Source organism: Fructobacillus tropaeoli, assembly GCF_016860625.1.
GTDB classification, from domain to species: Bacteria; Bacillota; Bacilli; order Lactobacillales; family Lactobacillaceae; genus Fructobacillus; species Fructobacillus tropaeoli.
The window spans coordinates 186,477-203,651 of sequence record NZ_BOJU01000002.1; the positions used below are offsets into that span (position 1 = coordinate 186,477).

At 46.8% G+C, this 17,175-nt stretch carries 14 protein-coding genes; 2 read left to right on the plus strand and 12 right to left on the minus strand.

Annotated features, from left to right (window positions below; translation table 11 throughout):
* Positions 1 to 143 precede the first annotated feature (143 nt).
* From rpsN to parE, 5 genes are all read right to left on the minus strand, one after another.
* Positions 144 to 413: a 30S ribosomal protein S14 gene (gene rpsN / locus FT12353_RS02955; protein ID WP_047974832.1), complete on the minus strand. Its 270-nt coding sequence runs from the start codon at positions 411 to 413 to the stop codon at positions 144 to 146.
* Complete coding sequence (rpmG, locus tag FT12353_RS02960) at positions 413 to 562, minus strand: 50S ribosomal protein L33 (RefSeq protein ID WP_002815032.1); 150 nt, start codon at positions 560 to 562, stop codon at positions 413 to 415. The genes rpsN and rpmG overlap by 1 nt, the downstream gene beginning before the upstream one ends.
* A gap of 128 nt (positions 563 to 690) precedes the next feature.
* Positions 691 to 1,596: a manganese-dependent inorganic pyrophosphatase gene (locus FT12353_RS02965; RefSeq protein WP_168778437.1), complete on the minus strand. Its 906-nt coding sequence runs from the start codon at positions 1,594 to 1,596 to the stop codon at positions 691 to 693.
* A 76-nt stretch (positions 1,597 to 1,672) separates the two neighbouring features.
* Positions 1,673 to 4,105, minus strand: a complete 2,433-nt coding sequence (gene parC / locus FT12353_RS02970; RefSeq protein WP_203618290.1) for a DNA topoisomerase IV subunit A — start codon at positions 4,103 to 4,105, stop codon at positions 1,673 to 1,675.
* Between the two features lie 31 nt (positions 4,106 to 4,136).
* Positions 4,137 to 6,254: a DNA topoisomerase IV subunit B gene (parE, locus tag FT12353_RS02975; protein ID WP_275403533.1), complete on the minus strand. Its 2,118-nt coding sequence runs from the start codon at positions 6,252 to 6,254 to the stop codon at positions 4,137 to 4,139.
* A 275-nt stretch (positions 6,255 to 6,529) separates the two neighbouring features.
* On the opposite strand from parE, the gene plsY reads away from it, so the two are divergent.
* Positions 6,530 to 7,144 (plus strand): glycerol-3-phosphate 1-O-acyltransferase PlsY, encoded by a 615-nt coding sequence (gene plsY, locus FT12353_RS02980; protein ID WP_059393125.1) that lies wholly within the window; start codon positions 6,530 to 6,532, stop codon positions 7,142 to 7,144.
* Between the two features lie 167 nt (positions 7,145 to 7,311).
* Here plsY and FT12353_RS02985 read toward each other — a convergent pair whose 3' ends face one another.
* Positions 7,312 to 9,558 carry a RelA/SpoT family protein gene (locus tag FT12353_RS02985; RefSeq protein ID WP_203618292.1) on the minus strand — a complete coding sequence of 749 codons (2,247 nt, stop codon included), beginning with the start codon at positions 9,556 to 9,558 and terminating at the stop codon, positions 7,312 to 7,314.
* 406 nt (positions 9,559 to 9,964) lie between these two features.
* On the opposite strand from FT12353_RS02985, the gene FT12353_RS02990 reads away from it, so the two are divergent.
* Positions 9,965 to 11,191, plus strand: coding sequence for an MFS transporter (locus FT12353_RS02990; RefSeq protein WP_203618294.1), 1,227 nt, complete (start codon positions 9,965 to 9,967; stop codon positions 11,189 to 11,191).
* A gap of 67 nt (positions 11,192 to 11,258) precedes the next feature.
* Here FT12353_RS02990 and FT12353_RS02995 read toward each other — a convergent pair whose 3' ends face one another.
* The 6 genes from FT12353_RS02995 to FT12353_RS03020 all read right to left on the minus strand — a co-directional run bounded on the left by FT12353_RS02995 (position 11,259) and on the right by FT12353_RS03020 (position 17,102).
* Complete coding sequence (locus tag FT12353_RS02995) at positions 11,259 to 11,549, minus strand: DUF7671 family protein (RefSeq protein ID WP_168778441.1); 291 nt, start codon at positions 11,547 to 11,549, stop codon at positions 11,259 to 11,261.
* On the minus strand, positions 11,536 to 14,070 hold the full coding sequence (locus tag FT12353_RS03000) for an ATP-binding protein (protein ID WP_203618296.1): 2,535 nt from the start codon (positions 14,068 to 14,070) through the stop codon (positions 11,536 to 11,538). Before FT12353_RS03000 ends, FT12353_RS02995 begins: the two co-directional genes overlap by 14 nt.
* On the minus strand, positions 14,051 to 15,130 hold the full coding sequence (locus tag FT12353_RS03005; RefSeq protein ID WP_047974824.1) for a carbamoyl phosphate synthase small subunit: 1,080 nt from the start codon (positions 15,128 to 15,130) through the stop codon (positions 14,051 to 14,053). Before FT12353_RS03005 ends, FT12353_RS03000 begins: the two co-directional genes overlap by 20 nt.
* A gap of 87 nt (positions 15,131 to 15,217) precedes the next feature.
* A complete protein-coding gene (gene pyrR, locus FT12353_RS03010; protein ID WP_047974823.1) occupies positions 15,218 to 15,745 on the minus strand; it encodes a bifunctional pyr operon transcriptional regulator/uracil phosphoribosyltransferase PyrR in 528 nt (175 codons plus the stop codon).
* A 52-nt stretch (positions 15,746 to 15,797) separates the two neighbouring features.
* Complete coding sequence (locus tag FT12353_RS03015; protein ID WP_168778444.1) at positions 15,798 to 16,724, minus strand: RluA family pseudouridine synthase; 927 nt, start codon at positions 16,722 to 16,724, stop codon at positions 15,798 to 15,800.
* Positions 16,725 to 17,102: an EbsA family protein gene (locus FT12353_RS03020; RefSeq protein ID WP_203618304.1), complete on the minus strand. Its 378-nt coding sequence runs from the start codon at positions 17,100 to 17,102 to the stop codon at positions 16,725 to 16,727.
* Between the last annotated feature and the right edge of the window lie 73 nt (positions 17,103 to 17,175).

Sequence of the window (17,175 nt, forward strand, 5' to 3'; positions counted from 1 at the left end):
TGAGCCGGTCAAATCCCCCTGACCCGCTCATTTACAACCTCTATGTAAATTAACTTACTTTTATCATAGCTGATTTTACTAGAAAAAGCAAGGCAGGCACAAAAAAACCACAGCAAGGCTGTGGTTTAAAGGGTATTAAATTCTTACCAAGAAGCCTTACGAACACCAGGAATCTGGCCCTTGTGTGCTAATTGACGGAAGTTCAAACGTGACATACCAAATTCACGCATGTAACCGTGTGGGCGACCATCGATTTGGTCACGGTTGTGAAGACGAACAGGTGATGAATCCTTTGGCAAAGCTGCCAATCCGATGTAATCACCAGCAGCCTTCAAAGCGGCACGCTTGTCAGCGTACTTTGCTACCAAAGCTTCACGTTGCTTTGCCTTTGCAATCTTTGATTTCTTAGCCATTACTTGATCTCCTTGAATGTTACCACTTTACGAAGTTTTGGTGAGTACTTCTTCAACTCCAAACGGTCAGGCGTATTACGACGGTTCTTTGACGTCAAGTAAATACGCTCTCCAGTTTCATCATTGCCTAATACGACATGAATACGCATATTCCCTGCTCCTCGAATGTTAGATTTTTTTATAAAAATTATTTGCTTGTCAATACAAAATAATATTATACATAGATTTTAGACGGCTGTAAAGCCCATTTCTCAGATTTATCGAAATAATTCTGAGCTTAGAATTGACCCTGCAATGGTGGGACCACTTGCTTTTTCCGGGAAACAACCCCTGGCAAGTCAATCACATCATTTTCAAGCTTGGCACCAAAGGCAGCTTCGATTGCTTCTGGGGCATCGCCAATATAAAGACCCTTTGAGTTTGAGTTCAAAATGTCTGTAATCACAAACAAGAAGTCCTCATAACCAGCGGCCTTGATTGCCTTTTCCAAGCCTTCCTTACGAGCCAAAACATCATCAATATCAACCGTGTTGACCTGACCAATCCGGAATTCGTGTGAACCCATGGTAAAGGACTTAGCATCCCCTTCCAACAATTCTTCATCCGTCCGCGTTGACAAATCAGTTCCGGCCTTCAACATGGCCAAACCATAGCCATCCAAGTCTTCGATACCAGCAATTTTAGCTAGTTCAGGCAAGGCCTTACGGTCAACATCCGTTGTCGTTGGGCTCTTCAACAACAAAGTATCTGAAATCAAACCAGAAGCCAACATTCCTGCGACCTTAGCAGGAATTGTCAAACCAGCTTGCAAGTATTCATAGTACAAAATTGTTGAGACAGAACCCCATGGCTTCGCCGTGATATACAAAGGGGTTGCATTTTCAAAAGCAAACTTGTGGTGATCGTAGATGCCATAAACTTGGACATCAGCCAAATTATCAACTGACTGTGCGGCTTCGTTGTGGTCAACCAAAACAACTTCTGCTGTTTCGGCCTTGTCAATAATTGGCAAGGCTTCTAAGCCAAAGTGATCCAACGCAAATTGCGTTTCGGCGTTTGGCTTTCCTTGCGCAACGGCTTGGGTTTCCAAACCTTGTTGTGCCAACAAATCAGCGGCACCCATTGCAGAAGCAACGGTGTCAGTATCTGGGTTCTTGTGTCCAAAAACTTGAATCTTTGCCATGTCTTTTCACTCCTCTAGTGCCAATTTTTTGGCAACTGTCAATACTTAGATTGTAACCCGAATGGGTCTACTTTGCCTAGTCATTTTCCGTTAAATTCAACGGGAAAATGGCCGTTGCTTGCCCATCGCTCTTCACATCCAATAGTGCCTGGCCGTTGCTTGTCCGGCTTGCTAATGAATGATCGGCCAACTGGATATCAAAGTCCTTTAAGTGGTCCGTTTCAATCCGCAAAGCACCCTGATTAGGGTCAACGGCTGTCGCGGCAGCAATTTCATAGGAAACGGTCTTGCGTGGACTAAGGACTTGCAAGCCCTTATTAGCTCGGTGACCAAGTGTAATGTCCTCTAATAAACTGTACTTAAAGGTTCCTTGGTTAGTGACCAAGGCCAAGAACTTAGCACTTGGTGCCAAAGCTAATGCCGCAACCACGGTATCGCCCTCGGTCAGCTTAATCGCCTTCACGCCAGCAGTCCGCGCACCAACAACTGGCACATCAGCCAATTCGAAGCGCAAGGCCAAACCGGTCTTCGCCAAAACCAAAACTTCTTCCTGCTTAGTTACCAGCGTTGCCGTGACCACCCGTGAATCCTCTGTCTTGAGCTTCATCACGATTGCTGATTTCTTTTTGTAGGACTTTGGCACAATGTCCTTCAGCAAGCTTTGCTTGATAAAGCCATCATTGGAAGCGAGCAGGAAGGCCTGGTTGCTGTCGGTTTCGGCAACCACGTAAGCCTGAATAATACTTTCCTGGCTATCCCAGTTCGAGAGCGCCTGCGAGAAGTGTTCCCCTGGTTCCTTCCACTTGTACTCCGCCAACTCATAAATTGGCCGGTAAATCAAGTTCCCAAGATTTGTAAACATCAGCAAATGCTGGGTCGTGTTCGCCGTTTGATTCAAGACAACGGCATCATCCTCAGCTAAGCCGTTTTCGGCAGCAGAGGCCTTGTAAGAGCGCAATGATGACCGCTTAGCATAACCATTCTTTGAAACCAAGATACGAACATCTTCGTCTGGTACCGTCACTGCCGTGTCGATTACCAACGATTGGATTTCTTCTTCGATTTCCGTCAAGCGTGGGCTCGCATATTCCTTCGTGATGGCCTTCAATTCGGTCCGAATCACATCATGAAGGGCTTCCTCTTCATTCAGAATTTTCTCGAGCATGGCAATCTTTTCAGCTAATGCCTTGTGTTCCTCTTCCAGCTGCGTCACATCGGTATTGGTCAACCGGTACAGCTGCAAAGCCACGATGGCTTCGGCCTGTTCCTTAGTGAATTGATATTCCTTCACCAAGTTCTCCGTTGCATCCTTGCGGTTCTTTGAGGAACGAATCGTTGCCACCACTTCATCAAGGATGGACAACATCCGAATCAGCCCCTCAACGATGTGTTGGCGAGCTTTCGCCTTCTTTAAGTCATAAGCTGACCGCTTGCGAACAACTTCCTTACGGAAGTCCAAGAAGGCGGTCAAACCGTCCTTCAAGGTAACCAAAACAGGACGTTGGTCATGGATGGCCACCATGTTGAAATTGTATGAAATCTGCAAATCCGTCTTCTTAAAGAGGTAAGTCAAAATCCCATCGGCCGAGGCATCCTTGGCCAATTCAATCACAATCGACATTCCCTCACGGTCGGATTCGTCACGAACTTCAATAATGCCGGCAACTTCTTTGTTGGCCCGAATCGCATCAATCTTAGCAACCAAGTTTGATTTCACGACTTCGTATGGCAACTCCGTCACTTCAATCTTTTTCTTGCCGCCCTTCAGATCAGAAACCGTCGTCTTCGCACGGACAACAACCCGGCCGCGACCGGTCTTGTAGGCCTGCTTAATACCATCGATTCCTTGAATGATGCCACCCGTTGGAAAATCAGGTCCCTTGACGTACTTCATCAAGGCTGACAACGGTGCATCGGGGTGGTCAAGCAGATAAACCAACGCTTGGTTAATTTCCTTTAAGTTATGGGGCGGAATATCAGTGGCATAACCAGCTGAAATCCCGGTTGCCCCGTTAACAAAGAGGTTTGGTACGCGAGATGGGAGCACCGTTGGTTCGTAGGTCGTATCATCGAAATTCAAGACCATTTCAACCGTATCCTGGGCTAAGTCCTTTAAGATTTCCCCGGATAACTTCGTCAACCGCGACTCGGTATACCGCATCGCAGCGGCCGGGTCGTTATCAATTGACCCGTTGTTCCCGTTCATATCAATTAATGGTTCGCGGACCTTCCAATCCTGGGACAAGCGAACCATGGCCTCATAAATTGAGGAATCCCCGTGGGGGTGGAAGTTTCCCATCACGTTCCCGACTGATTTAGCCGACTTACGATATGGGTGGTCATAGGTATTTGAATCCTGGTCCATGGCGTACAAAATCCGCCGTTGAACCGGCTTGAGACCATCACGGATATCCGGAAGGGCACGTTCTTGGATGATATATTTTGAATATCGGCCAAAGCGCTCACCCATCACGGCTTCCAATGAAAGCTCAGTAATGCGGTCTGCCATACTGACAATCCCCACCTTTCTAAATTAATTATTAAAACAAGTCTAAGTTCTCAACATGGTCTGATGCTTTGCCTGCTGGGGCATCGGCCTTTTGCTTAGCTGATTTTCCCTTAGCCACGATCACCTGGGCATCTTGGTCGTCGTCATCATCGGCATTGTGACCTGCCATCGCCTGTTCGAAGACCTGGGCATTGGCTTCGTCACCCCCGGCAACATTATCCAAAATCGAACCGTCTTCCTCCAGGGTAAACTGAACATTGTTTTCAATCCATTGGCGACGAGGATCAACCTTATCACCCATCAACGTTGTTACCCGCTTTTCGGCCAAAACGGCGTCATCAATCTTAACCCGGATTAGTGTCCGCGATTCAGGGTCCATCGTGGTCTCCCAGAGAAGCGGTGCATTCATTTCACCCAAGCCCTTGAACCGCGTTAATTCGTACTTCACCTTAGCCGCTGACGTAATCGTTGCTAGTTCATCATTTGTCCACGCAAAAGAATCTTCCTTCTTGCCACGGTACTTTACCCGGTAAAGTGGTGGTAAGGCAATATAAACACGACCTGCTTCAATCAATGGCCGCATGTACTTATAAAAGAAGGTCAACAACAGGGTTTGAATGTGGGCCCCATCATCATCGGCATCGGTCATGATAATGATCTTATCAAAGGCCGCATTTTTAATATTAAAATCAGGACCAACTCCACCACCAATGGCGTAAATCAAAGTCGAAAGTTCCTCATTTTTTAAGATGTCCGCTAATTTCGCCTTTTGGGTATTTAAGACCTTCCCACGCAACGGCAAAATTGCCTGGAACTTCCGGTCCCGGCCTTGCTTAGCAGAGCCACCGGCCGAATCACCCTCGACGAGGAACAACTCGTTCTTATCGGCGTTCTTCGACTGGGCTGGTGCTAACTTACCAGACAACAAACGGTCGCGCTTGCCCTTTGACTTACCAGTCCGGGATTCCTCACGGGCCTTGCGGGCAGCTTCACGGGCTTCGCGAGCACGAAGTGCCTTACGAACAATCTTTTGCCCAAAGTCACCGTTTTCCAGCAAGAAGCGAGACAGGGTTTCATTGACCACCCCATCCACAGCTGCACGGGCCTCGGTGGTTCCTAATTTATCCTTTGTTTGTCCTTCGAATTGCAGAATTTCTTCTGGGACACGCAAAGAAATCACGGCCGACAAGCCCTCGCGAACGTCTGACCCTTCAAGGTTCTTATCCTTTTCCTTTAAGAGGTTAACCCGGCGAGCGTACTCATTAAAGGCTTTGGTCCAGGCCGACCGGAAGCCAACTTCGTGAGTTCCACCGTCTTGTGTCCGGACGTTGTTAACAAAGGATAGCAAGGTCTCGGAGTAGCCGTCGTTGTATTGGGCAGCGACATCGACCAAAATACCATCGGCCGTTCCCTCAAAGGTCATTACCGGACCCAAGCCTTCTTTTTCTTCATTCAAGAACTGAACAAAGGATTGTAGACCATGGTCATAGTGGTAAACCTCTTCACGAACGGGCGTGACCCGCTTATCCGTCAGGGTAAACTTAACCCCTGACATCAAAAAGGCCGACTCGCGTAAGCGTTCAGCCAAAGTATCAAACTTAAAGACAGTGGTTGAAAAAATGCTTGCATCCGGCTTAAACGTGACCGTTGTCCCGGTATGGTCCTTGGTTGGACCTAAATCGATCAGGGTACCAACTGGGTGGCCCCCATTTTCAAAAGTTTCTTCAAAGCGGTGGCCATCGCGAACGATTGTCACCTTCAGGTGTTCCGACAAGGCGTTGACAACAGATGAACCAACACCGTGCAGACCACCAGAAGTGGCATAACCACCCTGACCGAACTTACCACCGGCATGGAGGACCGTCAAAATGACTTCGGGCGTTGGCTTTCCGGAAGAATGCATTCCAACCGGCATACCACGACCGAAATCACGAACAGTAATGGCATTATTTTCCTCAATTGTCACCGCAATATCATTTCCGAAGTCTCCTAGGGCTTCATCAACGGCGTTGTCGACAATTTCATAAACCAAATGGTGGAGTCCACGTCCATCAGTCGATCCGATATACATCCCGGGTCGTTTTCGAACCGCCTCCAATCCTTCTAAAATTTTAATTGAATCTGAGTCGTAGTGTGTTTGCTTTGCCACGGTCTTCTTCCTTCTCGTCATTTCGTCTAGGATAATGCGCTCTTGTCAGTTAAAACAAGTGGTGCTACTATCTTAGACAATCAATAATTATCATAGATTAAAATTTACAAACTGACAATAGGGAAAAAAGAAAAGTTCTAAGTCGTCAAATCAGTTAGCAGCCCATCTGCCCTCTTTCACCAAGGCTTCTCAGAAAAATTTAACCAGGGAAAATAAAATCCTATGGTAAAATGTACCGTGCTGTTTCTTTTTAGAAAAAAGGAGTTTTAAAAACTATGTTAAAAATCGCTTTCATCCTGGTCTTGGCCTATCTCTTAGGGTCAATGGTCCCAGGATACTGGTTAGGTAAGGTCTTTTATCATAAGGACATCCGGACCGAGGGCTCTGGTAACATTGGGACCACCAATGCCTTTCGCATTTTAGGTCCTGTTCCGGGAACAATTGTTCTTTGTTTGGATATTCTTAAGGGTGCTTTGGCCGCTTCTTTGCCAGCGCTCTTCGGTTGGCACCACGTTAACGTCATGCTTGTTGGCCTCTTTGCTATCCTGGGACACACCTTCTCAATTTGGATTGGCTTCAAGGGGGGCAAGGCCGTGGCAGTATCCGCCGGTGTCTTATCCGTCTATAATACCCCACTCTTTTTGATGGTCTGCGCCATCTTTATTACCTGCCTGATTCTCTTCTCCATGGTGTCAGTGGCCTCAATGGTTGGCTTTACTTTCGCCACTTGCATGTCAGTCTTTTACTACCATGACTGGATTCTATCCATCGTTGCCATTACGTTAACGATTTTTGTCTTTTACCGGCACCGTAAAAATATCGGTCGCATCTTTACGGGAACCGAATCAACGATTCCATTCGGCCTTGTCTACTGGTTAAAGGCCCATTAAAAATCAGCTTGATCAAAGCAACTAAAAAGGACGCCCTGCCCAGTTCAGCAAAACTGGCAGGACGTCCTTTTAATGTCTAGTAATCTAATTGATAAATAGCTGAATCACTGCAGCGGCTAACCGAGAACAAGTGGTCTGGCCAACCAGCCATGACAATCAGCAGCGCTTCAATGAATTGTCCGCTTCACATCATAAACCGAGTGATCCGCCAACAAGGCATCAATAATGCCATTCAATTGGGCTAAGTTGGCTACCCCAATTGAAGCTTGAACCTGGACCATACCACCTTTGGTGACATGGCCGTTAATTTCCTTGATAAAGCGAGTCTTGGCGTTCAATGACCGCAAAATAGCGTTCAAAATACCTGGTTCATTTTCGGCATGGATGGTTAAATCAGCGGTGTAATCTGGTCGTTGACCGTTGACATCCGCCCAAATCACATCCACCAATCGCTGGCCCTTTTGTTGGGCTGCGTGAATGTTTGGGCAATCAAAACGGTGAACAGCAATGCCTCGTCCTTGAGAAATATAGCCCATCACGGGATCACCCGGCACAGGGGTACAACAACCAGACAAACGAACCAACAAGTTATCAACCCCAGCAATCACAACGTCAGATTGCTTATCGCGGTCACGGCTTTTTTGCTTCGGTACCTGAGGTTCCTTCTTAATAGCCTGGCCATCTTCCAGCAAGCTTTTTTGCAACTCTTCGGCATCCGCCGCCTCACGCTCTTCCCGAACGTGGCGGGTTAATTCCTTGGCAACCGCTAATCTTGAAATATCACCGTAGCCAACAGCGGCTAATAAATCCTCGCGAGTGCCGGCCTGCATGGCTTCCGCCACGGCAGTAATTTGTTCATCCGTGAGGAATTCAACCGGGTTAAAATGCATTTCAAAGAGCGCACGTGAGATGGCTTCCAGACCGTTTTCGATGTTATCGGCCCGGTCTTGAGACTTCAAGAAATGCTTAATCTTGTGTCGAGCCTTACGCGTTGAAACCAAATCTAACCAGTCTCTTGAGGGACTCGCATTGGGGCCGGTCAAGATTTCCATAATGTCGCCATTTTGAATCTTATAATCCAGTGGCACAATCCGGCCGTTGGCCTTGGCCCCGGTCGTTTTGGTTCCCAAATTAGAATGGATGGCAAAGGCCATATCCAAAGGACCAGCTCCCTTTGGCAATTCATAAACATCGCCTGCTGGTGAAAAGGCGTAAACCCGGTCAACGAACAGGTCAGCTTGGACCGAATCCATGAAGTCCTGGGCGTCCGTTGCCGATTCCTGCAATTCCAAAATTCCCTGAATCACGTTCAAAGCGCGTTCACTTTGATCCTTGACGTCGGCTGATTGGTTGGACGTGCCACCATGTTGCTTATAGGCCCAGTGGGCCGCAACCCCGAATTCAGCGACTTGGTGCATCGCATGGGTTCTGATTTGCACTTCCAAAGGTCTGCCAGAAGGACCAATCACCGTTGTATGCAGCGATTGATAGCCGTTTGGCTTTGGTAAGGCAATATAATCCTTAAATCGTCCTGGAATTGGTGTCCAGTGTGCATGAATGGCACCCAAAACAGCGTAGGTATCGGGAATCGAATTCGTTAAAACTCGAATAGCCGAAAGGTCATAAATCTCGCCAAAAGACTTATGCTTATCAACCAACTTGCGATAAATGGAATAAATGTGCTTTGGTCGCCCATAAACGACAACATTTTTCAAACCAAGGTCATGAATACTGTCTTCAATCTTATCAACAGCGATTTGGATAGCCTTTAGCCGTTCCTCACGCTTCATGTCCATTTGACCAGCAATTTGGTGGTAGGCATCTGGTTCCAAAACGGCCAAGGAGAGGTCTTCTAGTTCCCACTTAATGGCCGAAATTCCAAGTCGATCCGCCAAGGGCGCATAAATTGAAAGAGTTTCATGGGCAATCCGGCGTTGCTTATCAGGGCGCAGAGCATCAAGCGTGCGCATATTGTGCAACCGGTCCGCTAATTTGACGATAATAACCCGAATATCCTTGGCCATTGCCAAAAGCAACTTACGATGGTTTTCGGCAAGTTGCACCTTGGAATCCTGGTACTTAATTTTTGAAATTTTGGTCACACCGTCAACGATCCGGCCAACAACGGGGTCAAAATGTTCCGTCACGTCTTCCAGACTGACTGGGGTGTCTTCCACAATATCATGCAAAAAGCCAGCAACAATTGTTGCTTCATCCATCTTTAATTCAGCCAAAATGCCAGCGACTTGAATCGGATGAATAATGTAAGGCTCACCCGAGTGACGCCTTTGTTGAGCATGCAAATTCTTAGCCCAATCATAGGCCGCTTGCACTTGGACAACCTGGTCATCAGGCATGTAGGCCTTGACCATTTCCATTACATCATTGGCAGTGTATTCCTTGTACTTGGTCATCGAAAAAGACCTTCCTTTAAATGAAGATTACCCAGCAGCGGCCTGAGTTAGCTAAATGAAAAAAAGAACAATAGCTGTCCTTCTTTTTTGGAAACGTGTTTAGGTATTTCCTATTATAAAATACTTTAACCTGGCAAACAAGCCTTTTCAAAGTCAGGAATCCAAACAGTAAGCCCAATTACTATCACCAATTAAAATCAGCAGCATCATGGTTGCACATAAGGCCCATGAAGACAGGTATTGTCCCTATTCAGCGACCATCAATTCACTGATTTTTTAAAAATTATATATCAGTTTGATTGCATTTTTCACGCAATCGTCATCTTCCTTTCGTGCAAGTCTTTTTAAAAAGGAGTAAACTACTAGATTAGCAGATTATCAATTTTCGCAGTCAAGGAGGTAATTTATGACTGAACCTGATCGAGAAACACCTGATCGAGCGATTAACTGGCAACGAAACGTTTGGATTGTTTGGCTCGCCGTCTTTATGACTGGTGTCGCCTTTTCTGAAATCTTGCCATTTATGCCCCTGTACATCGATACGTTGGGCCACTTTTCCAAATCGGAATTAACCTTTTATTCCGGTGCGGCTTTCGCCATCAACTTTTTAGTGACCGCTGTCGTTTCACCCATTTGGGGAAAGGTGGCTGATAAAAAAGGTCGCAAATTAATGATGATGCGCGCCGCCCTTGGGTTGGCAATTTCCCTCTTTTTGATGGGCTTTGCCCAAAACGTCTTTGAACTACTGGCCTTACGGGCTTTGCAAGGCGCCTTAGGTGGTTTCGTTTCCAATGCCAATGCCCTCATTGCCACCCAGACGCCCAAGGAAAAAGTGGGTCGCTCATTGGGCATTATCGTAACCGGCTTTACCGGTGGCCAGTTAATCGGCCCACTCTTCGGTGGCGCCATGGCTTCAGTCGTTTCTTACCAAACACTCTTCCATATTACTGGTTTAATCCTTCTAATCGTTTTCTTCTTTATTTGGTTCTTGGTCGAGGAACGACCAGTTGCTGCAGGTAAGGAAGAAAATCCTGTCGCCAAGGTGACTTGGAAGACACTGCCAAAGAAATCACTGCTGGTCTCACTTTTTTTGACCACCATGTTGATTCAAACCGTCAATATGTCGATTAACCCAATCGTCTCCCTTTTCGTCCGCGAAGTCTTGCACAACCACGGCAGTGTAACCTTTATCGCTGGGATTGTGGCCGCCATGCCTGGTTTGGCCACAGTGATTTTTGCCCCAGTCTTTGGTCGCCTGGGTGATAAAATCGGTACCAAGTACCTGATTCAAGCTGGATTCGTCATGGCAGTCTTCGCCTTTGTCCCAACAGCTTTCGTTACTTCCGTCGTCGCATTGATTCTCTTACGTTTTGCGGTTGGAATTTCGGATTCGACCATGTTGCCAGCCATCCAAACCTTGCTGACCAAGAATTCACCAGCCGGCATGGTTTCTCGGGTCTTCTCCTATAACCAATCCTTCCAAGCGGTTGGATCCGTGATGGGCCCAATGTTAGGAGCAGCTATCGCCAACGTCTTTGACTACCGCGCCATCTTTATTGTTTCAGCCGGCATCATTGCCCTTAACGGTTTGCTCTTCTTCTTTAACGTCAATCGTAAGTACGACTTAAATTAATTTTTTCAACCAGCAAAAAGGCTGCCGAATCGATTTTGATTCAGCAGCCTTTTGATTGTTCTCCATTTTATTCTTGAAAATCAGCCGGGACAACCATCGTCTCGCTAGTAAACCGGCCCATTGGTTGATAGTCATGGCGGTTTTTAAAAGCTAATGGTGCCGTTTTAATTAACACGACCTTTTGATTTTGTTCGGTCAAAAAGATTTGCCCAGGGCCGACAACCTTGCCCTTTGTGTGTTTACCAATTCGCCAGGGGTGCAGCTTTTGGCCGTCCTTGACCTGATAGTCGCCGGACTTCCCTTCACTGACCATTACCCCGTATAAAATCTCAGTTGGATACTGGTTACTCTTGCCCATCGTTCTTCTCGCTTTCATACGGTACTATCTTGGCCCCCATTTCAAAGCGGGTCAAATCAATGGCTTTATCGGGGTGCAAGTGTAAGTCGAAGTCTGTATTTTTCGCTACCATCGCTAATTTAGCCGTTTCGTGCTGACCTTTAATAGCGGCTAGGTATTGGCGGTCAGCCTCATTTAGCTGACCAACCCAAGCTCGCACAATCATCCGGCCCAACGGAATATCCAAAACCTTGGTTAGGTAAGCAATATGTCCGTATGGCATTGGCCGCAGCCAAGTATCCACGCGTAAATCAGGCAAAGGAATCTTGCTGACCCAGGCGTCCAAATCGACACGCCAGATAATTTGATACAGACCTGGACTGGCCAACGTCAAATCATCCAAAAGAGCTGGGTCAATTGCTTGGTCGAGAATCCGAACTTCACCAGGGCGGTGCTGGGTGACGACCAGCGGATGCTTCTCTTCGCCATCATAGAAGAAGTTCAAGCTAAACTCCGATTGATGTTTTTCGGGTCCACTCGGATGGTGCTTCTCTTTTGGGAAGACAATCACGTGTTGACCCATTTCCTGCAACGCTTCAATCAATTTCTTACGGTTGCCCGGAACTAAAATAGCATGCGGTTGTTCCTTATCGACCACCGACATCACATCCGAAACTTCAAGGGGTTCCAAATACTGTTTATCTGACAGATGTGGCAATAGAGTTGGATCCGCCGCATTGTTGTTCATAATAATCGTTTGATAATCAAGTCGATGTAACTCAGATAGCGTCACGCTCGTCATATAACCAGCTGAAGCCCCGTCCCCCATGCGAAAGGCTCCTGGGCCAATAATCAAAACGGACTGGGCGCAAATTGGTTCCGACTCATTTTCTTCTTCAAAGGTTGCAAAGAATTGTCGAGCATGCTCAGGAAATTCACCAGCCGACGGCTCTAAGGCCTTATAGGTCGGTTGGATATTATTCTGCCGAGCTAAGGTACGAATTGCTTGAAAATCAGTTTGCCAAAAACGGGCAATCAGACCATCCGAAAGACCAAACTTCTTCGCCCGTCGCAGTGCATCTGCATCAATGTTATCCCGGTCAACCGACCGTTCAATTTCAATTAGCCGATTCAATTGATAAAAGTAAAATTCATCGATATTCGTTAATTCAGCTAATTCATCGACTTCATAACCACGGCGCAAAGCTTCAATTAAGAGCAACACTCGGTTATCTTGCGGATGAATCAACTGTTGAATCAGCTCGTCATCTGAAACATCGGCCATATACTTGGGTGAAAACGACCGGTTATTGAAGTGAGCCGAACGAATGGCCTTTTCCATGGCTTCCACAAAGGTTCGACCAAATCCCAAAGCCGACCCAACTGATTTTTGCACGGAATTCAACTGGCGATTAACTTTAATACCCATTGCTTCCAAGTCGCCGAAAGAGAAAACGGGCAACTTGACGACAATGTGGTCCATCACCGGTTCCATAATCGCCGTTTTTTCATGAAAGGCATTTGGCAAGTAAACCTCGGTAATTTTCTTACCCATGGCTAACTGCGCAGCCACCAACATTACTGGATACCCGGTCATCACGGCCATTCGGTTAGCCAAGTGGTCAAGGTATGGTGAAACCTTAATCACGTAAATTTCACCCGTCTTTTCATCAAAGGCAAATTGAACGTGTAAAACACCACGGAGACCAATCAAATCAGCAATCGCAAAAGCCTGAATCCGCATCTGCTGCAAAATCTGATCGGAGACCGTCAAAACCGGCGCTACAGAAAGTGAGTCGGCCGTATGAATGCCAATTGGATCCATATCTTCTGAGGCCCCGACCTGCAGGCAGTTGCCATCACGGTCACGAACAACCAAAACAGAGACTTCCTTCAAGCCATTAATCGCCTTGGCAATCAACACCTCGTTGGTTAATGATTGGCCCATGACCCGATTAACAACGTGGTCAAAGTCATCCAAGCGATCAACAATTTGTCTCGTCGTTCCCTGAACTGGGTTGTGAGCCCGAATGACCAAAGGCAATTCCAAATCGCGCAACATTTCGTTCGCTTCTTCTTGGTTTTGCACCACGGCCGAGGCGGTGACACTTAGGCCAATCTCCTCAATTCGGTCAAAAAGTAAAGTCCCATCATTAACCTCGTGCAGCTCACTAGCCGATAAACCAAGTGTTTGTGGCAAAACGCCATCCGCTTCACGCCACTCCGAAATAACCTGATCCCATAACCGCAACGCCCGCACGCCACCAAAAAGTGGCATCACGCCGTCAATTTTCTGAGACTTAATAATTTTTTTGACGTTTTGAACAGTCAGAGTCCGCAAAAATCCGGTGGCTGCTGGTGATTCCAGGGCCAGTGAATAGGGATTATCATCCAAAACTGTCACTGTATAGCCAAGGCCATTTAAAATTGGCAAAACTTGGTAAATTGCGGCATCACTTTCGCCTTGGAGGCCAAAGTCTGTTTCGCCACCACCGATAAAGAGTACTTTTTTAACCGGCGTTTCAACTATTTTTTTGTACATAATCTGCTACCGTTTCAAAAAAGTCCGCAAAGATTCCGTTTGCTTCAAGAGGACCAGGAGCCCCATCCGGAAAGAATTGCACCGAAAAGGCTGGGTTGTCCCGCAAACGAATTCCCTGTATTGAGCCATCAACCAAGTCGCGGTGGGTTACAAAGAGTTTTTTGCCATCTAGTGAATCTTCATCAATCACATAGCCACGCCCCTGCCGGGCATAAAAAAGCTGTTGTGAAATGATTTCTTGGATTGGATGGTTCATACCATGGTACTCAGCCGGCAGGGCTTGAATTTCAGCCCCATTGGCCAATGCCAATAGCTCGTGCCCAAGTCCAAGGCCTAACAGCGGCATCTTCGTCTGCAACACCCGTATCAAGGTCAAAACCGAATCGGGCAAGTCCTCAGGGTTGCCGGGACCAGTCGACAAAATAATGCCATCGGGGTCCAGGGTCAACACCTCATCCACCGTTGTTGTGTACGGCAGGACCGTCACATTGGCATCATAGTCACCAAGGACTCGCAGAATCCCGTGCTTTAAACCAAAATCAATTACGATAATATGAAAACCGTGACCGGGGTTGGCATAGGCCTTTGGAGTAGCCGTGTTTTGAACCTGTTTATTCGTCAACACGGTGGCCACCAGCTGATCAACTGCGTGATCATCGACAACATCAACGATTGTCGCCTTTTGAGGACCCGTTTCGCGAAGGTGGCGAATTAACTTACGCGTATCCACCTCGTATAGACCCGGAATATTATGATGCTGCAAAAAGCGGTCCAGGTTCATCCGCCGCTGTCGGTTAGTGGAAACTTCCGCTAAATCGTGAACAACCACACCACGAATTTTTGGTGTAGTCGACTCATAGGCCTCCGCATGGATGCCATCGGCGCCAACAACAGGCATCGCAAAGACAATCATCTGCCCATCATAAATTGGATTTGTAATTGTTTCTTGATAGCCGGATGTAGCGGTATCAAAAATAATCTCGCCAAAAGTCGTCGCTGGTGCGCCGAAGCCTTGGCCAGAAAAAACCGTGCCATCCTCTAAAATTAGGTGCCGTTCCATACTTTTTTCTCTCATTATCTACTATTTTCGGAAAAATCAGGTTCTCTCCAGTCCTAATTTTTCCAGGGTAAGACGGATTAACTTGTCCTAGTGGACAATTTCAACCGAGTCTTCACCGTCAAATTCCTTGACCTTGACCTTAATTTTTTCATTTTGAGCCGTTGGAATGTTCTTTCCAACAAAATCTGCTCGAATTGGTAATTCACGGTGACCACGATCAACCAAGACGGCCAAAGCAATCGCCTGAGGCCGACCAATTTGAATCAAAGCATCCAAGGCGGCCCGGGTCGTCCGACCGGTAAACAACACGTCATCAACCAGGACAATGTTTTGGTTGGCAATGTTGAGCTTTTCAGCTGGGTCCAAGCCCAAATCATCACCGCTGTCCAGATGATCGTCACGGTAATTGGTTACATCAATCGCCATCACAGGAATTTGAACCTGTTCGAGCTGTTCCAAACGGTCAGCAATCCGGTGGGCCAAGTACTCGCCACGAGTCTTAATCCCCACCAAAATCAGGTTTTGACCACCCTTATTCCGTTCCAAAATTTCGTAAGTAATTCGAGTCAATGCTCGTTGCATCGAATCTTGGTCTAACACTACTTTATTTGCCATGTTTCGTCCTTTCTGTCGGGCCAGTTGACACGATTAACTGATTTTTCACCGATTATGAACCTTGGTTTTCACGTAGTTCCCGCAATACCTGTTCAAACAGAGGCGGTAATGCTGAATCAAACCGGAGTTCTTCTTGTGTCTTTGGTTGGGTCAGCACAAGCGTTTTTGCATGAAGAAGCTGACCTGGTAATTTAATATTAAAAATTTTGTCTTGGTGACCATAAACGCTATCACCAACGACCGGGTGACCGATATAAGCCAAATGCACCCGAATTTGATGCGTCCGACCGGTTTCTAGTGCTAATTCCAGTAGCGTGTAACCGGCAAAACGCTCAACCACCTTAAAATGAGTCACGGCCTCACGACCATCCCCAACCACCGCTTGCTTCTTGCGGTCCTTAGGGTGACGACCAATTGGTGCGTCAATAGTTCCCTCATTTTCTTCAAAATTGCCCTTCACCAAAGCATAGTAGATTCTCTGGGTTTTATGCGCCTTTAACTCAGCGGCTAAGGCATGATGGGCTTGATCATTTTTTGCCACCATCAACAAACCAGAAGTATCCCGGTCAATGCGGTGGACAATTCCGGGACGGAATTCGCCGTTAATCGTTGACAGAGGAGCATGATAAAGCAAAGCGTTGACTAATGTGCCACCTGAATGGCCAGGTGCGGGATGAACAACCATCCCCTGGGGCTTATTCACAACCAGCAGGTCATCATCTTCGTACACAATATCAAGAGGAATATTTTCAGCCTCGAGTGCCGTTTCCTTGACTTCGGGTGGGTTAATACTAACAACATCACCCTGTTTGACCACATAAGACCGTTTCACTGCTTGATCATTGACTAACACGAGTCCTTCTTTAATCCAGTTAGCCAGTGTTGACCGCGAATAGGGTAATTTTGCCTGTCCTAGAACGGCATCTAACCGTCCCTGTTCTTGGTCAATTGTCATTGTGACCGGTGTTGTTTCAGCCATCTAGGCCATTCCTTTCAGCGCTTGCGCCATTTTCTTTGAAAGGTGGTAGGCCCTTGGCCGACCGCCAATCACAACAATAAGTGCCTTTTGGTCAAAAAACCAATTAACCGCTGAGTCATTCAAGTCAATGACTTGCTGTTTCATCAGCCAGGCACTTTTAATCGTCAAAGTTTGATTTTCAAGCATTATTTTTCGTCCAAAAAAAGTCCACAGACCAATCAAGACCATGATAATGGTATAGGTTGCCCACCACCAATTAATATTATAGAAAAGCTCACTAGCCCAAATAGGACTAATGATTAAGACGGATAGCCACATAATCCAAGCAATATTGGACCAGTCCGCTTTTGGTTGGTAAAAACCGCGAATAACACGCATGAAACGTTCTCCTTGTTCCGTATCTAAACATCTATTATTTTACCATTTACTGGTGCATTCTGGTATTGTTAGA

What these genes read in the sequence shown, in the direction of transcription:
- rpsN (WP_047974832.1), bottom strand. Translation starts at nt 413, where the DNA reads ATGGCTAAGAAATCAAAGATTGCAAAGGCAAAGCAACGTGAAGCTTTG.
- rpmG (WP_002815032.1), bottom strand. Translation starts at nt 562, where the DNA reads ATGCGTATTCATGTCGTATTAGGCAATGATGAAACTGGAGAGCGTATT.
- FT12353_RS02965 (WP_168778437.1), bottom strand. Translation starts at nt 1,596, where the DNA reads ATGGCAAAGATTCAAGTTTTTGGACACAAGAACCCAGATACTGACACC.
- parC (WP_203618290.1), bottom strand. Translation starts at nt 4,105, where the DNA reads ATGGCAGACCGCATTACTGAGCTTTCATTGGAAGCCGTGATGGGTGAG.
- plsY (WP_059393125.1), top strand. Translation starts at nt 6,530, where the DNA reads ATGTTAAAAATCGCTTTCATCCTGGTCTTGGCCTATCTCTTAGGGTCA.
- FT12353_RS02985 (WP_203618292.1), bottom strand. Translation starts at nt 9,558, where the DNA reads ATGACCAAGTACAAGGAATACACTGCCAATGATGTAATGGAAATGGTC.
- FT12353_RS02990 (WP_203618294.1), top strand. Translation starts at nt 9,965, where the DNA reads ATGACTGAACCTGATCGAGAAACACCTGATCGAGCGATTAACTGGCAA.
- FT12353_RS02995 (WP_168778441.1), bottom strand. Translation starts at nt 11,549, where the DNA reads ATGGGCAAGAGTAACCAGTATCCAACTGAGATTTTATACGGGGTAATG.
- FT12353_RS03000 (WP_203618296.1), bottom strand. Translation starts at nt 14,070, where the DNA reads ATGTACAAAAAAATAGTTGAAACGCCGGTTAAAAAAGTACTCTTTATC.
- FT12353_RS03005 (WP_047974824.1), bottom strand. Translation starts at nt 15,130, where the DNA reads ATGGAACGGCACCTAATTTTAGAGGATGGCACGGTTTTTTCTGGCCAA.
- pyrR (WP_047974823.1), bottom strand. Translation starts at nt 15,745, where the DNA reads ATGGCAAATAAAGTAGTGTTAGACCAAGATTCGATGCAACGAGCATTG.
- FT12353_RS03015 (WP_168778444.1), bottom strand. Translation starts at nt 16,724, where the DNA reads ATGGCTGAAACAACACCGGTCACAATGACAATTGACCAAGAACAGGGA.
- FT12353_RS03020 (WP_203618304.1), bottom strand. Translation starts at nt 17,102, where the DNA reads ATGCGTGTTATTCGCGGTTTTTACCAACCAAAAGCGGACTGGTCCAAT.